Below are 19,824 nucleotides of genomic sequence, written 5' to 3'. Positions count from 1 at the left end.
ATCAAAACAACAATCCTATGGAGAGTCAGGTTATGAAACTTGTTACAGGTATTGTCACTTCTCTGGTTATTGGGTCACTGTCATTTGGCGTCTTTGCGGCAAAAGAGCTGGAAAAAGATAAAGTTGCCGGCATGAATCTGACGAAAATTGGTGAAATTTCCACGTCTGACACCACCGCGCCGATGGACGCGAGAAAAGAGCTGTCGAAGAAAGCGGATGAGCTGGGCGGAACGTACTACGTCGTCACCAGCGCTGAAAAGCAGACCAAAAACGTACGTGCAACGGCGGACGTCTACAAGTAATACGATAAAGCCAGGCAGCGATGCCTGGCTTTATTAACGCAGTGCCCACCACTCCCTGAGGCAGGCCTTTCCTTCCGGACAGCTTTTACAACTGCCGGAGAGACAGCCTTCCGCGTCTTCCTGAATCCGCACGGCTTTCCCCATGGCTTCCAGTCTTTCCAGCATGGCATCGATCATCGGCTGCGGCGTATGCAGGCTGAGGCTCAGCTGTTTCGCCTCCATTCGCCCCTGCAGAGCAAGCAGGTCACGAACCTGAATCAACGATGCCATGCGGTGTACTCCTTAGTGACATTCGCCCGCCGGGCTGCTGCAGCAGGTCGCGGCGGTTTTACGGTTTGCCAGCAGGTCGATGTCGACGCGGCTGCGCGCCCGCCGCAGCAGACCGAGCACGACCACGTTAAACAGCACAACCGCGAGAATGCAGACCAGGCTGTAGCGCGGGTGCTGGCTGAAATTGACGGTTTGATAAAACAGCGTCGCCAGCGAGTAAGCGATATTCAACCCCCACAGGATGGAGAAGCCCATCCAGCCGCGGCTGGATTCACGGGCAATCGCCCCCATCACCGAGATGCACGGAATGTAGAGCAGAACGAAGATGAGATAGCTGTAGGCCGCAGACGCGCTGCCAAATTTCTCGCTCATCACGCCCATGGCACCCGTCGCCATTTCGCCGTCGCCTTTGCTCGCCTCAATTGGGTTCGCAAGCACGCTCAGGCTGAAGGTGTCCTTCAGGCTCTGCCAGGTCTCCTCTACGGCACCCAGCAGTTCATCACCGAGATGAAACTCAGCCGGATTAAATTCCTGCTCCTGAATGTTCTCGGCGGTGTAGAGCGTATTCAGGGTACCGACAACCACCTCTTTTGCCATCGCGCCGGTAAACAGCCCGACGGTTGCCTGCCAGTTATCCTCATGCACGCCAATCGGTTTGAAAACCGGCGTGATGACGCGGCTGACGGAGGCGAGGGCAGAGTCATTAATGTTATCCGCCGCCTGTCCGCTGAGGGTGAAGCTGTTCAGCGCGCTCAGGAAAATGCTGACGATGACAATCACCTTACCGGCGCGCAGGACGAAGCCTTTCAGGCGCTGCCAGGTCTGGATCGCCAGGCTTTTCAGATGGGGGACGTGGTACACCGGCAGCTCCATCACGAACGGTGACGCTTCACCGCGCATGATGGTGTGTTTCAGCATTAAGCCGGTGAGGATCGCCATCACGATGCCCAGCACATACAGCGAGAAGACCGCCAGCGCGCCCTGCTGGCCAAAGAAGGCTGCCGCAAAGACCGCGAAGATCGCCAGTCGGGCACCGCAGGACATAAACGGCGCCATCATAATGGTCATCAGACGCTCACGCGGCGCATCCAGGGTGCGTGCGCCCATCACCGAAGGCACGTTACAGCCGAAGCCGACAATCAGCGGGACGAAGGATTTACCCGGCAGGCCCAGCGCCTGCATCAGACGATCCATCACGAACGCGGCGCGGGCCATGTAGCCGGAATCTTCCAGGAACGAGAGAAACAGATACATCATGCCGATCTGCGGCACCAGAGGCAGAACGGTATTGATACCGCCGCCGATCCCCTGCGCGAGGAAGATGGTTAACCATTCCGGGAAGTGAAGGGTGTATCCCACCCACTGAATACCGTGGACGAAGACCGCGACGGAACCGGCGTCAAAAATCGGCTGCAGTGCGCCACCGATGTTAATGGCGAGCAGGAACATCACGTACATCACCAGCAGGAAGATGGGCAAACCGAGGAAGCGGTTAAGCACTATCTTATCCACTGCCGCCGTAAAGCGGCTGGGTTCTGCCGTCAGCGCGTTGCTGACAACGTCGCAAATCGAGGCGATGGCCTGATAACGGGCGTCGGCGATGTGCAGCGCCGGGTCGTCCAGCTCGTCGCTAAGACGGGCTACCGTCGCGTCCAGCTTATCGGCCGCATGGCCGGCGTAGGCGCGGCTGTAGATATCCCCTTCCAGCATCTGCAGTCCAAGCCACAGCCGCTGTTTCGCAGGCATACTGTTGTCCATCTCCTGCGCCAGCACGTTGGCTTCACGCAGGAGAGGCTGCGCGTAATGCACAAGCTCAACGTCGCGATTTCCCGCGTGACGGTCAATGGCCAGCTTCAGCGCATCAATACCGCGAGCGCGCGTCGAGACCAGCGGAACGACCGGGCACCCCAGGCGCGCGGAGAGGGCATCGACGTCGATGCGCAGCTTTTGTTTCTCTGCGATATCGAGCATGTTGAGCGCCACGATGCAGGGAATACCCAGCTCAAGCAGCTGCAGCGTCAGATAAAGGTTACGCTCGAGATTGGAAGCGTCGACCACGTTGATCAGCAGATCCGCGTCGCCGCCAAGAATATAGTGACAGGCGATTTGCTCATCGAGCGAGGTTTGCGACGAAATGGTGGTTAAGGAGTAGGTGCCGGGAAGGTCAACCAGCGTCACCTGGTTGTCTGTCGTCGTGAACTGGCCCTCTTTACGCTCAACCGTCACGCCCGCCCAGTTGCCCACGCGCTGGCGAGCCCCGGTCAGCTGGTTAAAAAGCGTGGTCTTGCCGGAATTAGGATTGCCAATTAAGCCAATAGTTAACTTTTTCATTTTTTTAGACTCACTGAAACCGCTGGCTTGTTATCGGGATAAGGCTTCGACTTCTATTAACGCGAGGTCTTTTTTACGCAGGACCAGATTCACGCGTCGGGTTTCGATATGAACCGGATCGCCTAACGGCGCCACGCGTACGACCTGGAATGACGAGCCGGGCAGCATGCCCAGCGACAGCAGCTTCTGCCGATAGGCCGGGCTAATTTCGCGGGTAAAACCGGTAATCTTCCATGCACTGTCTGGAGTGAATTGCATAACGCCTGATTCCACGAAAGGTTAAATTATCTACTATGCGATGATAATGAGAATAGTTTTTATCAGCAATATTAAAACTGTGACGGAATGTTGTTTGAGATATTAATTTACGGCCTTTTTGACCTTGCTCAATATTTGCTGAAATGGCGGGAAAACGAAAAGCGGAGTATTTGTTAACGGGGTGATAAATCGTGGTTTAAATATGGATGTGCAATCGGTTTCATATATTACGGCACGATATTATTCCCTCTCCCCTGTGGGGAGAGGGTTAGGGTTAGGGTGAGGGTTTAGCGTTTTTTACCCATCGCGGCCGCCAGCGCATCCATCATCGCGCTGTTGCCTGCAGGCTGGGCATCCCGCCCGCGCGGCTTCGCGGCTTTCGCGGCCGGACGCTGCTGCTCGCGGCCACCGCCATTGCCGCCGCGGCGCGCGTTGGCGTCACCCGGCTGCTCGTCCAGACGCATGGTCAGGGCGATACGTTTGCGCTGCAGGTCCACTTCCAGCACTTTGACCTTCACGATGTCACCCGCTTTAACCACGGTGTGCGGATCTTCAACGAACTTGTCGGCAAGGGATGAGATATGGACCAGACCGTCCTGATGCACGCCGATATCCACGAACGCGCCAAAGTTGGTGACGTTGGTCACCGCACCTTCCAGCACCATGCCCGGCAGCAGGTCGTTCATGGTTTCCACGCCGTCGGCGAAGGTCGCCGTTTTGAACTCAGGACGCGGGTCGCGGCCCGGTTTTTCCAGCTCTTTGATGATGTCGGTGACGGTTGGGACGCCAAATTTGTCATCGGTGAAATCAACGGCTTTCAGGTTGCGCAGGGCGCTACTGTCGCCCATGAGATCTTTCAGCGCCTGCTGAGTAGCGGCCAGGATGCGTTCCACCACCGGATACGCTTCCGGGTGAACGGTGGAGGCATCGAGCGGGTTATCGCCGTGGTTGATGCGCAGGAAGCCCGCGCACTGCTCAAACGCTTTTGGCCCCAGACGGCTTACCTTCAGCAGCTGCTGACGGTTCTGGAACTGGCCGTTCTCGTCGCGCCAGGCGACGATGTTCTGCGCCATCATGCGGGTTAAGCCCGCCACGCGGGTCAGCAGAGGAACGGAGGCGGTGTTCAGGTCAACGCCAACGGCGTTTACGCAGTCTTCCACGACCGCATCCAGCTTGCGCGCCAGCTGAGTCTGGCTCACATCGTGCTGATACTGGCCCACGCCGATCGATTTCGGATCGATCTTCACCAGTTCCGCCAGCGGATCCTGCAGACGGCGAGCGATCGAGACCGCGCCGCGCAGGGAAACATCCAGGTCCGGGAACTCCTGTGCCGCCAGCTCGGACGCGGAATAGACGGACGCCCCGGCCTCGCTGACGATCACTTTCTGTGCCGTCACTTTCGGGAACTGCTTCTGCACGTCGAGATAGAAACGCTCGGTTTCGCGGGACGCCGTACCGTTGCCGATGGCAACCAGCTCCACGTTGTATTTTTCGCACAGCGCCGCCACCACGACCGCCGCTTTCGCTGCCTGGCCGGTGTGCGGATAGATGGTATCAGTCGCCACCAGCTTGCCGGTGCCGTCAACCACAGCGACCTTCACGCCGGTACGCAGACCCGGATCGAGACCCATGGTCGCGCGCAGGCCGGCAGGGGCGGCCATCAGCAGGTCGTGCAGGTTACGGGCGAAGACGTTAATCGCTTCATCTTCGGCACGCTCGCGCACGGTGCCCATCAGCTCGGTTTCGAGGTGCATCAGCACCTTGATGCGCCAGGTCCAGCTCACCACGCCTTTACGCCAGCTGTCAGCCGGGGCGTTGTTCAGGCGCAGGCCAAGATGGTCGATAATGATCTGCTCGCAGTGGCTCTCTTTCGGCGGCTCGTCAAACTGCGGGTCGGCGTTCAGGGAGAGCTGCAGCACGCCTTCGTTGCGGCCGCGGAACATCGCCAGCGCGCGGTGGGAAGGGGCGGTAGAGATCGGTTCGTGGTGATCGAAGTAGTCGCGGAATTTCGCGCCTTCTTCCTCTTTACCCGTGACGACGGTAGAGACGATGTGGGCATTCTTCCAAAGGTAATCACGCACTTTCGCGAGCAGGGCGGCGTCTTCGGCGAAGCGCTCCATCAGAATGTAGCGCGCGCCGTCGAGGGCGGCCTTGGTGTCCGCTACGCCTTTGTCAGCGTCGATAAATTTCGCCGCTTCGGTTTCCGGGTCGTGGGACGGCTCGTTCCACAGCAGGTCGGCCAGCGGCTCAAGGCCCGCTTCAATCGCAATCTGCCCGCGCGTGCGGCGCTTCGGCTTGTACGGCAGATAGAGGTCTTCGAGTTCGGTTTTGCTCAGGGTGCCGTTAATGGCGCTTTCCAGATCGCTGGTCAGCTTGCCCTGTTCGCCGATGGATTTGAGGATCGCCTGACGACGTTCTTCCAGCTCGCGCAGATAACCCAGACGGGTCTCCAGGTTACGCAGCTGCGTGTCATCCAGACCGCCGGTGACTTCCTTACGATAGCGTGCAATAAACGGCACGGTGTTCCCTTCATCAAGCAGGCGAACGGCAGCTTCTACCTGTTCGGCTCTGGCCTGAATATCACCCGCAATAATGCGGCAGAGCGAATCTTTCATCATGGCTTTATCATCTGTTGAGTCGAAAAAATCAGGGGATAGTTATACGGGCTGACACGGTAAAATGCCAGCCGTGGAGGGCGCTCTCGGACTATTTAACGTAGACGATCTCATTGACGTACCAGCTGGCTTCACCGGCTGGAGTCTGAACGATGGCCAGATCGCCCACTTCCTTTTTCAGCAGCGCGCGGGCCATCGGGGAGTCGATGGAGATGTAATCCTTACGACCAAAAATTTCATCGTAGCCGACTATTCGAAAACGCAGGGTGTCACCGTCGTCGTTTTCAATCTCCACCCACGCGCCGAAGAACACTTTGCCCTCCTGCTGCGGGGAGTAATCGACAATTTTTAGATTTTCGAGGCACTTCGTCAGATAGCGAACCCGGCGGTCAATTTCGCGCAGCCGCTTTTTGTTGTACTGGTAGTCAGCGTTTTCGCTGCGATCGCCCAGGCTTGCCGCCCAGGTCACCTTTTTGGTCACTTCAGGACGCTCTTCGCGCCAGAGGTAATCCATCTCTTTTTTGAGTTTCTCATACCCTTCGCGGGTGATCAGGGGCGTTTTCATGGTAAAGCCTTTGCTGCCGGTTTTCTGTCTTGCGCACAATACGTACCACACAGTGTAACAGACAGGATTAATAATGATTTATGTGATGAAATGAGCAGATAAGCTGCTGTTAAATATGCTTTGTAACAATTTCGACTAGAATTTATACCAGAATTAGCTGGTCGAATACGTGCACTTTTTTAGAATACGCTGTTACAAAGACTATCCGAACCTTTGGGAGTACACACAATGCAAGAGAACTACAAAATTCTGGTCGTGGATGACGACATGCGCCTGCGTGCGCTGCTGGAACGTTATCTGACCGAGCAGGGCTTCCAGGTTCGTAGCGTCGCGAACGCTGAGCAGATGGACCGTCTGCTGACCCGTGAATCTTTCCACCTGATGGTTCTCGACCTGATGCTGCCTGGCGAAGACGGGCTTTCCATTTGCCGCCGTCTGCGCAGCCAGAGCAACCCGATGCCGATCATCATGGTGACGGCGAAGGGCGAAGAAGTTGACCGTATCGTGGGCCTCGAAATCGGCGCGGACGACTATATTCCAAAACCGTTTAACCCGCGTGAACTGCTGGCGCGCATTCGCGCCGTGCTGCGTCGTCAGGCTAATGAGTTGCCTGGCGCACCGTCTCAGGAAGAAGCCGTTATCGCCTTCGGCAAGTTCAAGCTTAACCTCGGCACGCGCGAGATGTTCCGTGAAGACGAGCCAATGCCGCTCACCAGCGGCGAATTTGCGGTACTGAAAGCGCTGGTCAGCCACCCGCGTGAACCGCTTTCCCGTGACAAGCTGATGAACCTGGCGCGCGGTCGCGAATACTCCGCAATGGAACGCTCTATCGACGTGCAGATCTCCCGCCTGCGCCGCATGGTGGAAGAAGATCCTGCGCATCCTCGTTATATTCAGACCGTATGGGGTCTGGGCTACGTGTTCGTCCCGGACGGCTCTAAAGCATGAGGCGAATGCGCTTCTCGCCGCGTAGCTCGTTTGCCCGCACCCTGTTACTGATCGTCACCCTGCTGTTCGTCAGCCTGGTGACGACCTATCTGGTGGTGCTGAACTTTGCGATCCTGCCGAGCCTCCAGCAGTTTAATAAGGTCCTGGCCTACGAAGTGCGTATGCTGATGACCGACAAACTGCAGCTGGAGGACGGCACGCAGCTGGTTGTTCCCCCGGCGTTTCGCCGTGAAATCTACCGTGAACTGGGCATTTCGCTCTATTCCAACGAAGCGGCGGAAGACGCGGGCCTGCGCTGGGCGCAGCACTATGAATTCCTCAGCCAGCAGATGGCGCAGCAGCTGGGTGGCCCGACGGAAGTGCGCGTTGAGGTCAATAAAAGCTCGCCCGTCGTCTGGCTGAAAACCTGGCTGTCACCCAATATCTGGGTGCGCGTCCCGCTGACCGAAATCCATCAGGGCGACTTCTCGCCGCTGTTCCGCTACACCCTGGCGATCATGCTGCTGGCGATAGGCGGGGCCTGGCTGTTTATCCGTATACAAAACCGACCGCTGGTCGACCTGGAGCACGCTGCGCTGCAGGTCGGTAAAGGGATTATTCCTCCTCCGCTGCGCGAGTATGGCGCCTCTGAGGTTCGTTCGGTGACGCGCGCGTTTAACCATATGGCGGCAGGCGTGAAGCAACTGGCGGATGACCGTACGCTGCTGATGGCGGGCGTCAGCCACGACCTGCGCACGCCGCTAACACGTATTCGTCTGGCGACGGAGATGATGGGAGAAGAGGACGGTTACCTTGCCGAGTCCATTAACAAGGACATCGAAGAGTGTAACGCTATCATCGAGCAGTTTATTGACTACCTGCGCACCGGGCAGGAGATGCCGATGGAGATGGCCGATCTGAACGCGGTGCTGGGCGAAGTGGTGGCGGCGGAAAGCGGCTACGAGCGTGAAATTGATACCGACCTTCAGGCGGGCGAGATCCAGGTACGCATGCACCCGCTCTCGATCAAACGTGCGGTCGCCAACATGGTGGTTAACGCGGCGCGCTACGGCAACGGCTGGATTAAAGTCAGCAGCGGGTCTGAGCTCAACCGCGCCTGGTTCCAGGTGGAAGACGACGGTCCGGGCATCAAGCCCGAGCAGCGTAAGCATCTGTTCCAGCCATTTGTGCGCGGCGACAGCGCGCGCAGCACCAGCGGCACGGGCTTAGGCCTGGCGATTGTTCAGCGTATTATCGATAACCACAACGGACTGCTGGAGATTGGCACCAGCGAGCGGGGTGGGTTGAGCATTCGCGCCTGGCTGCCGGTACCGGTGACGCGGGGGCAGGTGAAAGAGGGGTAGTGCGGTCTGATGCCCTCACCCCGGCCCTCTCCCACGGGGAGAGGGAGAAAACATTAAAAAAGGCAACTTTCGTTGCCTTTTTGCTTTTACCTATAGCTTCGGACCCGCGCTCACCAGCGCAGCACCCGCCGGGGTATCGGTGTACTTCTCGAAGTTCTCGATAAACAGCTTCGCCAGCGATTCCGCTTTCTCACGCCACTGCTCCGGCGAACCGTACGTATTGCGCGGGTCGAGGATATGCGTATCCACGCCCGGCAGCGACGTTGGGATCGCCAGGTCAAACATCGGCAGCGTAAAGGTTTCGGCGTCGTCCAGAGAACCATCCAGAATAGCGTCGATAATCGCGCGGGTATCTTTGATGGAAATACGTTTGCCGGTGCCGTTCCAGCCGGTGTTCACCAGGTATGCCTGCGCGCCGGATGCCTGCATGCGTTTCACCAGCACTTCAGCGTACTGCGTCGGGTGCAGCGACAGGAATGCCGCGCCGAAGCAGGCGGAGAAGGTTGGGGTTGGCTCCGTCACGCCGCGCTCGGTACCCGCCAGCTTGGCGGTGAAGCCGGAGAGGAAGTGGTACTGCGTCTGGCTGGCAGTCAGGCGAGACACCGGAGGCAGCACGCCGAACGCATCCGCCGTCAGGAAGATAACCTTCGTGGCATGACCCGCTTTTGACACCGGCTTCACGATATTGTCGATGTGGTAGATCGGGTAAGAGACGCGGGTGTTTTCCGTTTTCGACGCATCGTCGAAGTCGATGGAGCCGTCGGCACGCACGGTGACGTTTTCCAGCAGCGCATCGCGACGGATAGCGTGGAAGATATCCGGCTCGGCCTCTTCAGACAGGCGAATGGTCTTCGCGTAGCAGCCGCCTTCAAAGTTGAATACGCCGTCGTCATCCCAGCCGTGTTCGTCATCACCAATCAGACGACGTTTTGGATCGGTAGACAGGGTGGTTTTCCCGGTGCCGGAAAGGCCGAAGAAGACCGCCACGTCGCCTTTTTCACCGACGTTAGCCGAGCAGTGCATAGAGGCGATGCCCCGCAGCGGCAGCAGGTAGTTCATGACCGAGAACATCCCTTTCTTCATTTCGCCGCCGTACCAGGTACCGCCGATCAGCTGGATACGCTCGGTCAGGTTGAAGGCAACAAAGTTTTCGGAGTTCAGACCCTGCTCTTTCCACTGTGGGTTGGTGCATTTCGCGCCGTTCATCACGATGAAATCAGGGGTGAAGTCCTGCAGCTCTTCGTCGGTTGGACGAATAAACATGTTTTTCACGAAATGCGCCTGCCAGGCCACTTCGGTGATAAAACGTACGGAGAGACGGGTGTCGGCGTTAGCGCCGCAGAAAGCGTCGACAATAAACAAACGCTTGCCGGAAAGTTGATGGGTGACGAGCCCTTTCAGGTGCTGCCAGGTTTCCGGAGAGAGCGGTTTGTTGTCGTTCTTCCCTTTGCCCTTGTCAGCCCACCACAGCGTATCGCGGGTGGTTTCGTCTCGGACGATATACTTATCTTTCGGCGAACGACCGGTAAAGATACCGGTATCGACGGCGATAGCACCAAGATTCGTCAACACACCACGCTCGTATCCTTCCAGTGCTGGATTGAGCTCTTCCTGATACAGCGTATCGTAGTCGGGGTTGTAGACGACTTCCTGGACGTCGTGAATACCATAAGCCTTGAGATCTTGCGGGGTTAAACCAGTAACACGCATATCACTGCTCCTTAGCCAATATGTACTGCCTGAAATTGTAGGGTTTTTCTGAGGTTGTTTACCGCGACGGGGCTCATAGATTCACGCATCTGGACAAAACCCTTACTAACGGAAAACGCTGCGACTCCAGTCACAGCGCAGGCGGATTATCGCAGGAATCGCTTTTTGGTTGGGGAAAATGTTCCGAAAAGGTTAATGGCTGGTGATTTTATCGGAAAGAATGTGAATGTAATCGCATACACGTAAGAAAATTACGTAAGAGTTACATTAGGAAAACGATTCAGCTTGGGTGGAGTTTTTACCCCTCACCCCAGCCCTCTCCCCAAAGGGGAGAGGGGGTTCAAGTTCCCTCTCCCCTTTGGGGAGAGGGTTAGGGTGAGGGGATAGAGGTTTAGTGAACCTGTGGATCCGCCGGGGAGGCGTTGTTGCGGATCTCAGCGATATCCATCGAATTGAACACATAGTGCGTACCGCAGTAGTCACAGTGCATATCAATTTCACCGTCTTCCGCCATGATGCTGTCGATCTCTTCGTCCGGCAGGGTTTTCAGTGCGCCAGCGCAGCGCTCGCGTGAGCAGGTGCACTTAAACTCCACAGACTGCGGGTCGTAGACGGTCACTTCTTCTTCGTGGTACAGACGCCACAGCACGTCGGTCGCCGAGAGGTTGAACAGCTCTTCCGCTTTGATGGTTTCGGTCAGCGTCGCCAGGTGCTCAAAATCATTGGTCTGCGCGTCCTGTGCAGGCAGAACCTGCAGCAGCATCCCGCCCGCAGCAGGCTGGCCGTCCACTTCGCCGGTGCGGATGAACAGACGTGTCGGCAGCTGTTCAGAACGCATAAAGTAATCTTCCAGGCAGGCAGCCAGGGTATCGCCTTCCAGACCCACCACGCCCTGATAGCGTTCACCTTCCTCTGGGGAGATGGTGATCACCAGGTAGCCATTACCCACCAGCGTTTTGAGGTCTGCATTTTCAGGCACGTCGCCCTGAACGCGCGCCACGCCGCGCATCTGCTGCTGGTTATTTCCGTTGATCACCGCCAGCGTCATCGGGCCGTCGCCCTGCAGCTGCACGGTAATATCACCGGCAAACTTCAGCGTTGCGGTCAGCAGGCTGGTGGCAACCAGCAGTTCGCCCAACAGGGTCTTCACCGGCAGCGGGTAGTTGTGGTTTTCCAGAATCTGTTTCCAGGTTTCGGATACGGTGACCAGCTCGCCGCGCACGGCGAATTGTTCAAACAGATAGCGGTGTAATTGGTCGTGTTGAGCCATTTTCATCTCTCGTTCGGGTGAGGTTATTCAGTCTCACCGTGTTTAAATTTCATCAGGTCGCGGCGCTCTTTTTTGTCCGGCCGCCGGTCCGGGTGAGGCATCGTCAGCGCGTTCATTTTGCGCGCCAGCGCGGTCTTCTCGCGCTTTTCAATGCTCTCCGCCGTCTCTTCATAAAGCAGTACGGCTTCCGTTGCGGGTCGACGCTGTTCGGTAATGGCTTTAATCACCACCGTACGTTCATCGTTGCCCTGGCGCAGCGTTAACGTGGCATTTAGCTCAACCAGCTTGCTCGGTTTGCTGCGCTGGCCGTTGTAATGCACCTTTCCGCCGTCAACCATCGCGCGGGCAAGGGCGCGTGTTTTATAAAAACGCGCTGCCCACAGCCATTTATCCAGTCTTACCCCGTCAGAGGGTTTTTCTTTCATGGCGTCTCCTTCACGGTCAGTGAGGGGATCATCTGGCGATAGTCGTTCAGTCCCGGGTGGCGAAGATAGCTTTTTTCAGCCAGGCCGGAGTCAGGATTGGTGACGCCCAGACAGTAGCGAATGCCAAACCTTGCGGCAGAATCCAGAATGGGCTCGCTGTCATCAATGAACAACGTACGTTCTGGCTGTAAACCCGTCTCTTCCCTCACCGCATGCCACAACCGCTGATCCTCTTTCGGATAACCAAATGTGTGGGTGGAAAGTAATAAATCAAGGTGCGACGCCAGACCCGTATGCTCCAGCTTCACCGCCAGGTTATGGGGATGCGCGTTGGTCAGCAAAATACGGCGCTTGCCGCTTGCTTTCAGCGCATCCAGGAAGGGCACTGTATCCTCGCGCAGAACGGCGCGCGGGCCCTGGGCGGTAGTCATGGCACAAATATCCAGACCGAGGCGCTCGCTCCAGTAGTCAAGACAGTACCAGTTTAGCGTATGTTGCACGGCGCTATATTGCGAACGAATGAATGCCTGCGCTTCTGCCGGGGAAATCCCCTGCTGCTCGCCATAGGTTTCTGGAACCAGCGTTTGCCAGAAATAATTATCAAAGGCGAGATCGAGCAGCGTGCCGTCCATATCCAGCAGAACGGTATCAACCTCCTGCCAGGCGATATCAAGATGCATAAGGGGAACTCCAGCCAGAAGAAACGTGCGCGACAGGGTAGCACATCTTGTCGCGCAACGACGTTATCAGATCAGGCTCTCAGAGGAGGGGATCAGCTTAGGATTGAGGCAGTTTTCGTAATATTGCTGGATCTCGGCAAGCCGGGTGCGCGAGCGCTGGTAGCGGCGCAGTGCCATAAAGCCGTTCCAGAAAATGGCAATCAGCATTGCGGTCATCAGCAGAGAGGTGCCGATATAACGCCATAGCCCTGCGCTATCCGGCATCCGGTGCAGGCCGATATGGCGAGTGCCGTTGGCGTCGGTATAAATACTCGTGACAATCCCTTCGGCGCTGAACGGCGTTTGCATCAGCATCTGCGCCAGGCGCTGGAATTGGCTCCACTGCTCCTGCGCCGGGTAGTCATAAAGCGCAACCTGCGGGTAAGGCTGATCGACCAGGTCGCTGCCCTCATCGCTTGCAATCACAAAGCCGCCCGGTGCCGGGCTGTTCAGCGCCTGAGCCGCTCGGGTGGTCTCACGCATCATGAACGGCGACGTGGAGGTTGCGACCAGGTTATCCAGCGATTCAGCGCTCACCGGACGCAGCAGCACGTTGACGCCATCCAGCCGTCCCGCTTCGGCGCGTTTCACCAGCGAGTCCCAGTCTTTACTGTTCCCCAGGTTGACCAGGGCATTTTTAAGACGAATGCACTCATCCTGAGAGGAGCATAAATCCTGCGTTTTCAGGACGATATCACCAAAATCATCCAGCAGAACCATGCCTGATTTTTGAATGGCCGAGCGCAGCGCGGGGCTGACGCGTGAATCATCGTCCGGTTTCGGGTGCAGCTGGCGGTTCACCGTCTGGGTAAGCGCAGTAGCCTTATTCACCACTTCGGATTCCGGCAGCGGCAGCGGCGGCGCGTCGTTCCAGATAATTTGCGAACAATCGAACGGCATGAACGGTGAGTTCTGGCGCGTGTTCCACGCCCCCGGAGTGTGAATATTACACATCCCGGTTCCCTTCAGGCGCAGCGTGTCACCCACGCGGACACCGGCTTCATCCAGCTTGCTGACGCTGGTCGCTTCAATGGTTTGCGCCCCTTTGATCCACGACAGGGTGAATTTGATGGGCATATCCAGCGGCACGAAAAGCAGCAGCATCACTAAGACCAGCGCCGCGCCTCCGGCAATGACCGTGCTGCGAAGCCAGTGCTGAAGCGGGAAATTTTTCACTTCATCATGCAGGGACAAGAAGCGCCCCTGACGCACAACGTGGCGGTCAAGGTAGATATCAATATCGGTTTTCTGACCTAAGTCCTGCGCAATCCACGGCTGCCAGTGGCGCGGGTAGATCAGGTCAATAATTCCGAGCGAGATATTGTTGAGATGTTCCTGATCGTTTTCACCGAACAGACCCCAGCGCTTTGGCGTACCGCGCAGGCAGTGGATCTCGCGCAACGAGGTTTTGGCCGGTGGAGCAAAGAGTCCCCAAAGCCCGCCCGCCAGCAGCAGCACCGCACCGCCCGCCAGCCAGGGGACAAACACATCCGGCGTCAGCAGGCAGAAAAAAAAGAGCAGGAAGGCAGAGACGATCAGAAGAGCTTCACGAATGCCGTCCGGGCGGCTCAGGGCGTACTCTTCATGGGTTTCCTGGCGAATGTTCAGCAGTTCGATCTGCTCAGTCTCTTCGCCACGAATGGATGCCTGCGTTGAACTCGCACGCTCAAGCGCAAAACGCGGGGCTTCCTGAAGATATTCATTCAGCGTGTGGCCGTTAAGCGAGATAACCAGGGGCAACGAATCGGTGTGAATCAGCTCAACGCTGTTTTCGTCATTAATGTATTGCTCCCAGGACGGGGGCAGATGCACTTCGACGGAATCAAGGTAATAGCGCCATTTGTTGGGGTCATCAGTAGTGATGCCATAGCGCGTGATGGAGCGCGTCACGCAGAGCACGGTATCACTTTGCGCATTAAGCTTTAGCGCGACGGGCGCAGCGGTGGCTCCCGTTGGCCCAGGCGTTAACTGAGTACGGTTCAGAATTTCGAGGTAGTTTTCAACCGCATCGCGCTCGTCTTGCGTGAGTTTACGCGTGCTCGCACCCGCAAATGCATTTAAAAAGGGCAGACGATAACGGCGCTGTGCGCGGCGCCTGTACAACCACCCTGCAACCAATGCGCTGGCCAGCATAGCAGCGAGAACAATCAAAATGGTGCTCATGCTTTCCCCATCTTACTTATCTTACAGGTGTAGTCAGTAGCACCTTTACATTGAATGAGTGTCTGTGGTTGGCTATCGGCAAGTATGGAGTCGAACTTGAGCATTCTGAAGCGCATCCCAGTGACCGGTGATGATAGCAAAGCCTGTTATGGCGCGATATCAGCAAATTCCTGGAAACATTTCAACCTCTTGACATTTGTTTTGAATTGAGGATTGATCCCAACTACGTTGCATAAATGTAAATAAAGAACAATTGACATTGCCGAAACCGTGCGGCGTATCGCACAATAACTCCAGTTCTCACTGCTAAGACCCATCAAGATGAGCAAACCACTACAAAAACCCACCATTCTGAATGTTGAAACAGTCGCCAAATCGCGCCTGTTTAATGTTGAAAGTGTGGATCTGGAGTTCAGCAACGGTGTGCGTCGCGTTTATGAACGTATGCGCCCCTCGTCGCGCGAAGCGGTGATGATTGTGCCGATTGTCGACGATCATCTGATTTTGATCCGCGAATACGCTGTGGGAACGGAATCTTACGAGCTTGGGTTCTCGAAAGGGCTCATCGATCCGGGTGAAACCGTCTTTGAAGCGGCCAACCGCGAGCTGAAAGAAGAGGTGGGCTTCGGGGCAAATGAGCTTTCATTCCTGAAAAAACTGAGCATGGCGCCGTCCTATTTTTCCAGCAAAATGAATATCGTGGTGGCTGAAGATCTCTATCCTGAATCGCTGGAAGGGGATGAGCCGGAGCCGCTGCCGCAGGTTCGCTGGCCGCTGGCGCACCTGATGGACCTGCTGGAAGACCCTGACTTTAATGAGGCTCGCAACGTGAGCGCGCTGTTCCTGGTACGGGAGTGGTTGAAGGGGCAGGGGCGACTGTAGGCCATAAAAAAAGCCGGGTGGCGGCTTCGCCTTACCCGGCCTACGATGCTTTGCCCGGTTTTTACCGGGCATTTTTATTTTTAGAACAGCTCGTGCGTTTCGCCGTTATCGATGATCTCTGTACCCACCTCATGCACCGCCTGCGTGGTTGGCTGCGTGCCCTCAATGAAATACTCTTCGCGACTGTTACCGCCGTTGGCGAGCTGACCCGTGCTGCGGTCAATATTGACCGTCACCACGCCTGGCGGTGGCGTCAGCGGCTGCTCCGGCACGCCTTCAAGAACGGACTTCATGTAGGCGTCCCAGGCCGGCTGCGCGCTCTTCGCGCCGCCTTCGTAGCCGGAAATCTGATCCTTAATCGCGCCGGAGGCCGTTGTACGCCCTAAATCGCGGCGGTGATCGTCGAAGCCGATCCAGACCGAGGTCACCACGCCCGGACCGTAACCGGAGAACCACGCGTCTTTCGAGCTGTTGGTTGTCCCCGTTTTACCGCCGATATCATGACGCTGCAGATCGCGGCCTGCGCGCCAGCCGGTACCCTGCCAGCCCGGTTCACCGAAGATGTTGGTGTTCAGCGCGCTCTTGATCAGGAAAGACAGCGGCGTGTTGATCACATGCGGGGCGTACTCCTGCGCGCCGGTCTGCGCCACCAGCGCCTGGTTCGCCTGCTCGAGCTGCGGCTGCGGCACTACGCCGTTCTGCTGCTCCTGCGACACGGCAGGGTCTTCCATGTCCTTATTCTCAAGCACCTCAGATTTCGGCGTATTGCCATAAATGACCGGAATATCGCAGTCAGGGCAGGCAATTTTCGGCTTCGCCTCGAACAGCACGCCGCCCTGATCGTTCTCAATCTTGCTGATGAAGTACGGGTCAATCAGGAAGCCGCCGTTGGCCATCACCGAGTAACCGCGGGCGACCTGAAGCGGCGTAAAGGAGGCTGAGCCTAACGCCAGCGACTCGGTGCGAACGATGTTCTGCGCCGGGAAACCGAACCGCTGCAGATACTCTGCGGCATAGTCGACGCCCATCGCGCGCATGGCACGCACCATCACCACGTTTTTCGACTGTCCCAGACCCTGACGAAGACGAATCGGGCCGGCATACTCCGCAGGGGAGTTCTTCGGCTGCCAGTCGGAACCGGCACCCGCATCCCATCGGGAGATCGGCACGTCGTTAAGGATGCTGGCGAGGGTCAGGCCCTTATCCATCGCGGCCGTGTAGAGGAACGGTTTGATATTGGAGCCAACCTGACGCAGCGCCTGGGTGGCGCGGTTAAATTTGCTCTGGTTGAAATCAAACCCGCCGACCAGAGCTAGCACGGCGCCGTTTTGCGGATTGATAGAAACCAGGGCCGAGTTGACGTCCGGCACCTGCGCCAGCCACCAGGATTCGCCGACCTTGCGCACCCAGATTTGCTGCCCGGTCTGTACCGCATCGGTCACTTTACGCGGCGTGGCGCCCTGCAGCGTATCTGAGCGGTACGGACGCGCCCAGCGGATACCATCCATGCGCAGGGAGACGGACGTACCGTCCGCGAGCGTCGCAACGGCTTCCTGAGAATCGGCCTGAGTCACCACCGCAGGAAGGAGCGGACCATAGGTCGGCAGCGCTCTCAGCGTACTGGTGATTTTTTTGCTGTCCCACGCGCTTTCGCCTACCTTCCAGAGCACGTTTGACGGGCCGCGATAGCCGTGACGCATATCGTAGTCCATTACGTTGTTGCGCACCGCTTCCTGCGCCGCCTGCTGCACCTTGCGGGTGACGGTGGTGTACACGCGATAGCCATCTTCATAGGCCTTGTCACCATAACGGTTCACCATCTCCTGGCGAACCATCTCGGTCAGGTAAGGCGCAGAGAAGGCGATCTCCGGAGCGTGGTAGTTAGCGTCAATGACATCGTTACGCGCCTGGTCGTACTCGCTCTGGCTGATGTAGCCTTCGCTCAGCATACGTGACAGGACGACGTTGCGACGCGCGGTGGCGCGATCGAGCGAGTAGAGCGGGTTAAACGTGGACGGCGCTTTTGGCAACCCGGCGATGGTGGCCATTTCGCTTAAGGTGAGTTGCTCAACAGGCTTACCGAAGTACACCTGCGCGGCCGCCCCCACGCCATAGGCACGGTAGCCCAGGTAAATTTTGTTGAGGTAAAGCTCAAGGATCTCGTCTTTGCTCAGCAGCTGCTCAATGCGGATCGCAAGGAACACCTCTTTGATCTTACGCGTCAGCGTCTTTTCAGGGCTGAGGAAGAAGTTACGCGCCAGCTGCTGCGTAATGGTACTCGCCCCCTGAGAGGCATGACCAGAGAACAACGCAATGCTCGCGGCACGGAAAATCCCCACCGGATCGACACCGTGGTGTTCGTAAAAACGGCTGTCCTCCGTGGCGATAAAGGCTTTTACCATCACGGGGGGAATTTGGTTTAAGGTCAGCGGAATACGACGCTTCTCGCCATACTGCGCCATGAGCTCGCCATCGGCGCTATAGACTTGCATCGGGATCTGGAGGCGCACATCGCGAAGCGTGGCGACATCAGGTAGCTGTGGCTCAATATATTTGTACAAACCGTAAATCGAGCCTGCTCCCAGCAGAATGCAACAGACTGCAAGGATGAATAAATACTTTACGAACTTCACCGGAGATTTCCCATTTGGTTTCACTTGGGCAGTTTCTAAACAATCGCGCGGTAGTATAAAGGCAAGCCTGATTCATTGATATAGCCGTCAACCCGACGGGCGATAAGGAGATCGTGAAGCATGGCTTTCAAAATATGGCAAACGGGCGTTCATATTCAACAGGATAGGGTGCGGATCGTCGCGTTGGCCCGGGAGAAGTCCGGCTGGCGTTTGCGCCGCTGGTGGGCGATTCCTCTGGCCGAAGGCATCATTCGTGACGGCAAAATTTGTCAGTTAGAACAGCTGGTTGATGCGTTACGCGACTGGCGGAAAACGCTGCCGCACTACCACCGGGTGTTCCTCTCTTTCCCGGCAGCACGCACTCTGCAACGGTCGCTCCCCCGTCCGACCGTTGCGCTGCGCGACAGCGAGCAGCTCTCATGGCTTGGCGCCGCGCTTGCCCGCGAACTGGAGATGTCTGCCGATACGCTCTGTTTCGATTACGCGCAGGATACCTTCAGCAATACCTTTCAGGTGACAGCCGCGCAAAACAACGAGGTTAATACCCTACTGGCGCTGGCGAAAACGCTGCGTTTGCGGCTGGTGACTATTACTCCGGATGCCAGCGCGCTGGTGAATCTTCTTCCTGCGGTGGCGCCAGCGACGTGCATCGCCTGGCGGGACGACCGGCAGTGGCTGTGGGCGATGCGTCACCAGTGGGGACGCCGCTTTATCACAGAAGCCGAAAGCGTGGCCGAGCTTTCGGCGCTGCTGGCGCTTGGTCCGGATGACATCGCGCTGTTTGATAGCCGACGTGACCCGTGGGAAATCCTCGAGCGCTGCCATGCCCCGCTGCCGGACTGCGGCGCTGATTATACCGTTGCGCTGGCGTTGGCCATGAGCGAGGTGCCCGGATGAGCATCATGAACTTTCTGCCCTGGCGGCAGCAGAGGCGCGCGCGATGCCTGCGTTTCTGGGGCGCAATGTGTGTCGGCACCGTGCTGTTGATGTTCGTGGTCATTTTCTGCCTGCGGATAAACCCTCTTATGAGGCTGCACGCGCTGCAAACGGATCTGACGGGAATTCAGACCGTGCAGCACGCGCTTGCCTCCCGGCAGAAGCTCGCCTCACAGGCGCAAAAGCCAGCGCAGACCCTTCAGCGACGCGCATGGCAACCGGTGCTGGAATCCCTTTCCAGCGCCATTCCGGCACAGGCCTGGCTGACAGAGCTGCGCTATCAGCCTCCTGCTCTGATGCTGAGCGGGTATGCCCTAACCCTACCGGCCCTGTCTGCTCTGCGCGACGCGCTTAGCCAAATAGCGGGTTTTACGCCCGCGACGGCGGGTGAGCTTCGGCAGGACAGTCAGGGGCGCTGGATGTTCACCCTTCATCTTAAAAGCGAGGGGTAACC

Annotated in this window: 17 protein-coding genes; 6 read left to right on the top strand and 11 right to left on the bottom strand. The window is 57.4% G+C overall.

The window, feature by feature from the left end; all coding sequences use genetic code 11:
- The first annotated feature begins 32 nt into the window (after nucleotides 1-32).
- Nucleotides 33-302: a YdgH/BhsA/McbA-like domain containing protein gene (locus V1587_RS01210; RefSeq protein ID WP_023309499.1), complete on the top strand. Its 270-nt coding sequence runs from the start codon at nucleotides 33-35 to the stop codon at nucleotides 300-302.
- 33 nt (nucleotides 303-335) lie between these two features.
- Here V1587_RS01210 and feoC read toward each other — a convergent pair whose 3' ends face one another.
- From feoC to greB, 5 genes are all read right to left on the bottom strand, one after another.
- Complete coding sequence (gene feoC, locus V1587_RS01205) at nucleotides 336-572, bottom strand: [Fe-S]-dependent transcriptional repressor FeoC (protein ID WP_047743474.1); 237 nt, start codon at nucleotides 570-572, stop codon at nucleotides 336-338.
- Between the two features lie 12 nt (nucleotides 573-584).
- Entirely contained in the window at nucleotides 585-2,903 is a 2,319-nt protein-coding gene (gene feoB, locus V1587_RS01200) for a Fe(2+) transporter permease subunit FeoB (protein ID WP_371899013.1), read from the bottom strand.
- 30 nt (nucleotides 2,904-2,933) lie between these two features.
- Complete coding sequence (gene feoA, locus V1587_RS01195; RefSeq protein ID WP_008503050.1) at nucleotides 2,934-3,161, bottom strand: ferrous iron transporter A; 228 nt, start codon at nucleotides 3,159-3,161, stop codon at nucleotides 2,934-2,936.
- A 287-nt stretch (nucleotides 3,162-3,448) separates the two neighbouring features.
- Complete coding sequence (locus V1587_RS01190) at nucleotides 3,449-5,779, bottom strand: Tex family protein (protein ID WP_371899014.1); 2,331 nt, start codon at nucleotides 5,777-5,779, stop codon at nucleotides 3,449-3,451.
- Between the two features lie 88 nt (nucleotides 5,780-5,867).
- Complete coding sequence (greB, locus tag V1587_RS01185) at nucleotides 5,868-6,341, bottom strand: transcription elongation factor GreB (protein WP_111963763.1); 474 nt, start codon at nucleotides 6,339-6,341, stop codon at nucleotides 5,868-5,870.
- Between the two features lie 228 nt (nucleotides 6,342-6,569).
- Here greB and ompR point away from each other — a divergent pair, with 228 nt between their 5' ends.
- Together ompR and envZ are read left to right on the top strand one after the other, a co-directional pair.
- Nucleotides 6,570-7,289: a two-component system response regulator OmpR gene (gene ompR / locus V1587_RS01180; protein WP_001157751.1), complete on the top strand. Its 720-nt coding sequence runs from the start codon at nucleotides 6,570-6,572 to the stop codon at nucleotides 7,287-7,289.
- On the top strand, nucleotides 7,286-8,632 hold the full coding sequence (envZ, locus tag V1587_RS01175; RefSeq protein ID WP_010436407.1) for a two-component system sensor histidine kinase EnvZ: 1,347 nt from the start codon (nucleotides 7,286-7,288) through the stop codon (nucleotides 8,630-8,632). The genes ompR and envZ overlap by 4 nt, the downstream gene beginning before the upstream one ends.
- Before the next feature lie 90 nt (nucleotides 8,633-8,722).
- On the opposite strand, the gene pckA is transcribed toward envZ, so the two are convergent.
- From pckA to V1587_RS01150, 5 genes are all read right to left on the bottom strand, one after another.
- Entirely contained in the window at nucleotides 8,723-10,342 is a 1,620-nt protein-coding gene (gene pckA, locus V1587_RS01170) for a phosphoenolpyruvate carboxykinase (ATP) (protein WP_021242192.1), read from the bottom strand.
- 391 nt (nucleotides 10,343-10,733) lie between these two features.
- Nucleotides 10,734-11,618: an Hsp33 family molecular chaperone HslO gene (gene hslO / locus V1587_RS01165; RefSeq protein ID WP_161495995.1), complete on the bottom strand. Its 885-nt coding sequence runs from the start codon at nucleotides 11,616-11,618 to the stop codon at nucleotides 10,734-10,736.
- A 17-nt stretch (nucleotides 11,619-11,635) separates the two neighbouring features.
- Nucleotides 11,636-12,037 (bottom strand): ribosome-associated heat shock protein Hsp15, encoded by a 402-nt coding sequence (gene hslR / locus V1587_RS01160; protein WP_371899015.1) that lies wholly within the window; start codon nucleotides 12,035-12,037, stop codon nucleotides 11,636-11,638.
- Nucleotides 12,034-12,717 carry a GMP/IMP nucleotidase gene (gene yrfG / locus V1587_RS01155; protein ID WP_032662264.1) on the bottom strand — a complete coding sequence of 228 codons (684 nt, stop codon included), beginning with the start codon at nucleotides 12,715-12,717 and terminating at the stop codon, nucleotides 12,034-12,036. The genes hslR and yrfG overlap by 4 nt, the downstream gene beginning before the upstream one ends.
- A 66-nt stretch (nucleotides 12,718-12,783) precedes the next feature.
- Nucleotides 12,784-14,919, bottom strand: a complete 2,136-nt coding sequence (locus V1587_RS01150; protein WP_371899016.1) for an intracellular growth attenuator family protein — start codon at nucleotides 14,917-14,919, stop codon at nucleotides 12,784-12,786.
- A gap of 321 nt (nucleotides 14,920-15,240) precedes the next feature.
- Here V1587_RS01150 and nudE point away from each other — a divergent pair, with 321 nt between their 5' ends.
- The gene (gene nudE, locus V1587_RS01145) at nucleotides 15,241-15,801 is read left to right on the top strand and encodes an ADP compounds hydrolase NudE (protein WP_008503041.1); all 561 of its coding nucleotides are present in this window, start codon (nucleotides 15,241-15,243) and stop codon (nucleotides 15,799-15,801) included.
- Between the two features lie 80 nt (nucleotides 15,802-15,881).
- On the opposite strand, the gene mrcA is transcribed toward nudE, so the two are convergent.
- Nucleotides 15,882-18,434, bottom strand: coding sequence for a peptidoglycan glycosyltransferase/peptidoglycan DD-transpeptidase MrcA (gene mrcA, locus V1587_RS01140; protein WP_371899017.1), 2,553 nt, complete (start codon nucleotides 18,432-18,434; stop codon nucleotides 15,882-15,884).
- A gap of 120 nt (nucleotides 18,435-18,554) precedes the next feature.
- Between mrcA and pilM the strand changes: the two genes are divergently transcribed.
- Nucleotides 18,555-19,331, top strand: coding sequence for a pilus assembly protein PilM (pilM, locus tag V1587_RS01135; protein ID WP_395314489.1), 777 nt, complete (start codon nucleotides 18,555-18,557; stop codon nucleotides 19,329-19,331).
- Entirely contained in the window at nucleotides 19,328-19,822 is a 495-nt protein-coding gene (locus tag V1587_RS01130) for a PilN domain-containing protein (RefSeq protein ID WP_371899018.1), read from the top strand. The genes pilM and V1587_RS01130 overlap by 4 nt, the downstream gene beginning before the upstream one ends.
- Nucleotides 19,823-19,824: the final 2 nt, after the last annotated feature.

Origin of the sequence: Enterobacter sp. ECC-249, from assembly GCF_043965265.1 — a bacterium.
Taxonomy (GTDB): Bacteria; Pseudomonadota; Gammaproteobacteria; order Enterobacterales; family Enterobacteriaceae; genus Enterobacter; species Enterobacter quasiroggenkampii.
The sequence above is the reverse complement of the archived record's forward strand: the minus strand, read 5'-3'. Positions and strand labels throughout refer to the sequence as shown.

Coding starts and splice junctions, on each gene's coding strand:
- feoC (WP_047743474.1), bottom strand. CDS start 572: ATGGCATCGTTGATTCAGGTTCGTGACCTGCTTGCTCTGCAGGGGCGA.
- envZ (WP_010436407.1), top strand. CDS start 7,286: ATGAGGCGAATGCGCTTCTCGCCGCGTAGCTCGTTTGCCCGCACCCTG.
- pckA (WP_021242192.1), bottom strand. CDS start 10,342: ATGCGTGTTACTGGTTTAACCCCGCAAGATCTCAAGGCTTATGGTATT.
- pilM (WP_395314489.1), top strand. CDS start 18,555: ATGGCTTTCAAAATATGGCAAACGGGCGTTCATATTCAACAGGATAGG.
- V1587_RS01210 (WP_023309499.1), top strand. CDS start 33: ATGAAACTTGTTACAGGTATTGTCACTTCTCTGGTTATTGGGTCACTG.
- hslR (WP_371899015.1), bottom strand. CDS start 12,037: ATGAAAGAAAAACCCTCTGACGGGGTAAGACTGGATAAATGGCTGTGG.
- feoB (WP_371899013.1), bottom strand. CDS start 2,903: ATGAAAAAGTTAACTATTGGCTTAATTGGCAATCCTAATTCCGGCAAG.
- feoA (WP_008503050.1), bottom strand. CDS start 3,161: ATGCAATTCACTCCAGACAGTGCATGGAAGATTACCGGTTTTACCCGC.
- V1587_RS01150 (WP_371899016.1), bottom strand. CDS start 14,919: ATGAGCACCATTTTGATTGTTCTCGCTGCTATGCTGGCCAGCGCATTG.
- greB (WP_111963763.1), bottom strand. CDS start 6,341: ATGAAAACGCCCCTGATCACCCGCGAAGGGTATGAGAAACTCAAAAAA.
- ompR (WP_001157751.1), top strand. CDS start 6,570: ATGCAAGAGAACTACAAAATTCTGGTCGTGGATGACGACATGCGCCTG.
- yrfG (WP_032662264.1), bottom strand. CDS start 12,717: ATGCATCTTGATATCGCCTGGCAGGAGGTTGATACCGTTCTGCTGGAT.
- V1587_RS01130 (WP_371899018.1), top strand. CDS start 19,328: ATGAGCATCATGAACTTTCTGCCCTGGCGGCAGCAGAGGCGCGCGCGA.
- V1587_RS01190 (WP_371899014.1), bottom strand. CDS start 5,779: ATGATGAAAGATTCGCTCTGCCGCATTATTGCGGGTGATATTCAGGCC.
- hslO (WP_161495995.1), bottom strand. CDS start 11,618: ATGAAAATGGCTCAACACGACCAATTACACCGCTATCTGTTTGAACAA.
- nudE (WP_008503041.1), top strand. CDS start 15,241: ATGAGCAAACCACTACAAAAACCCACCATTCTGAATGTTGAAACAGTC.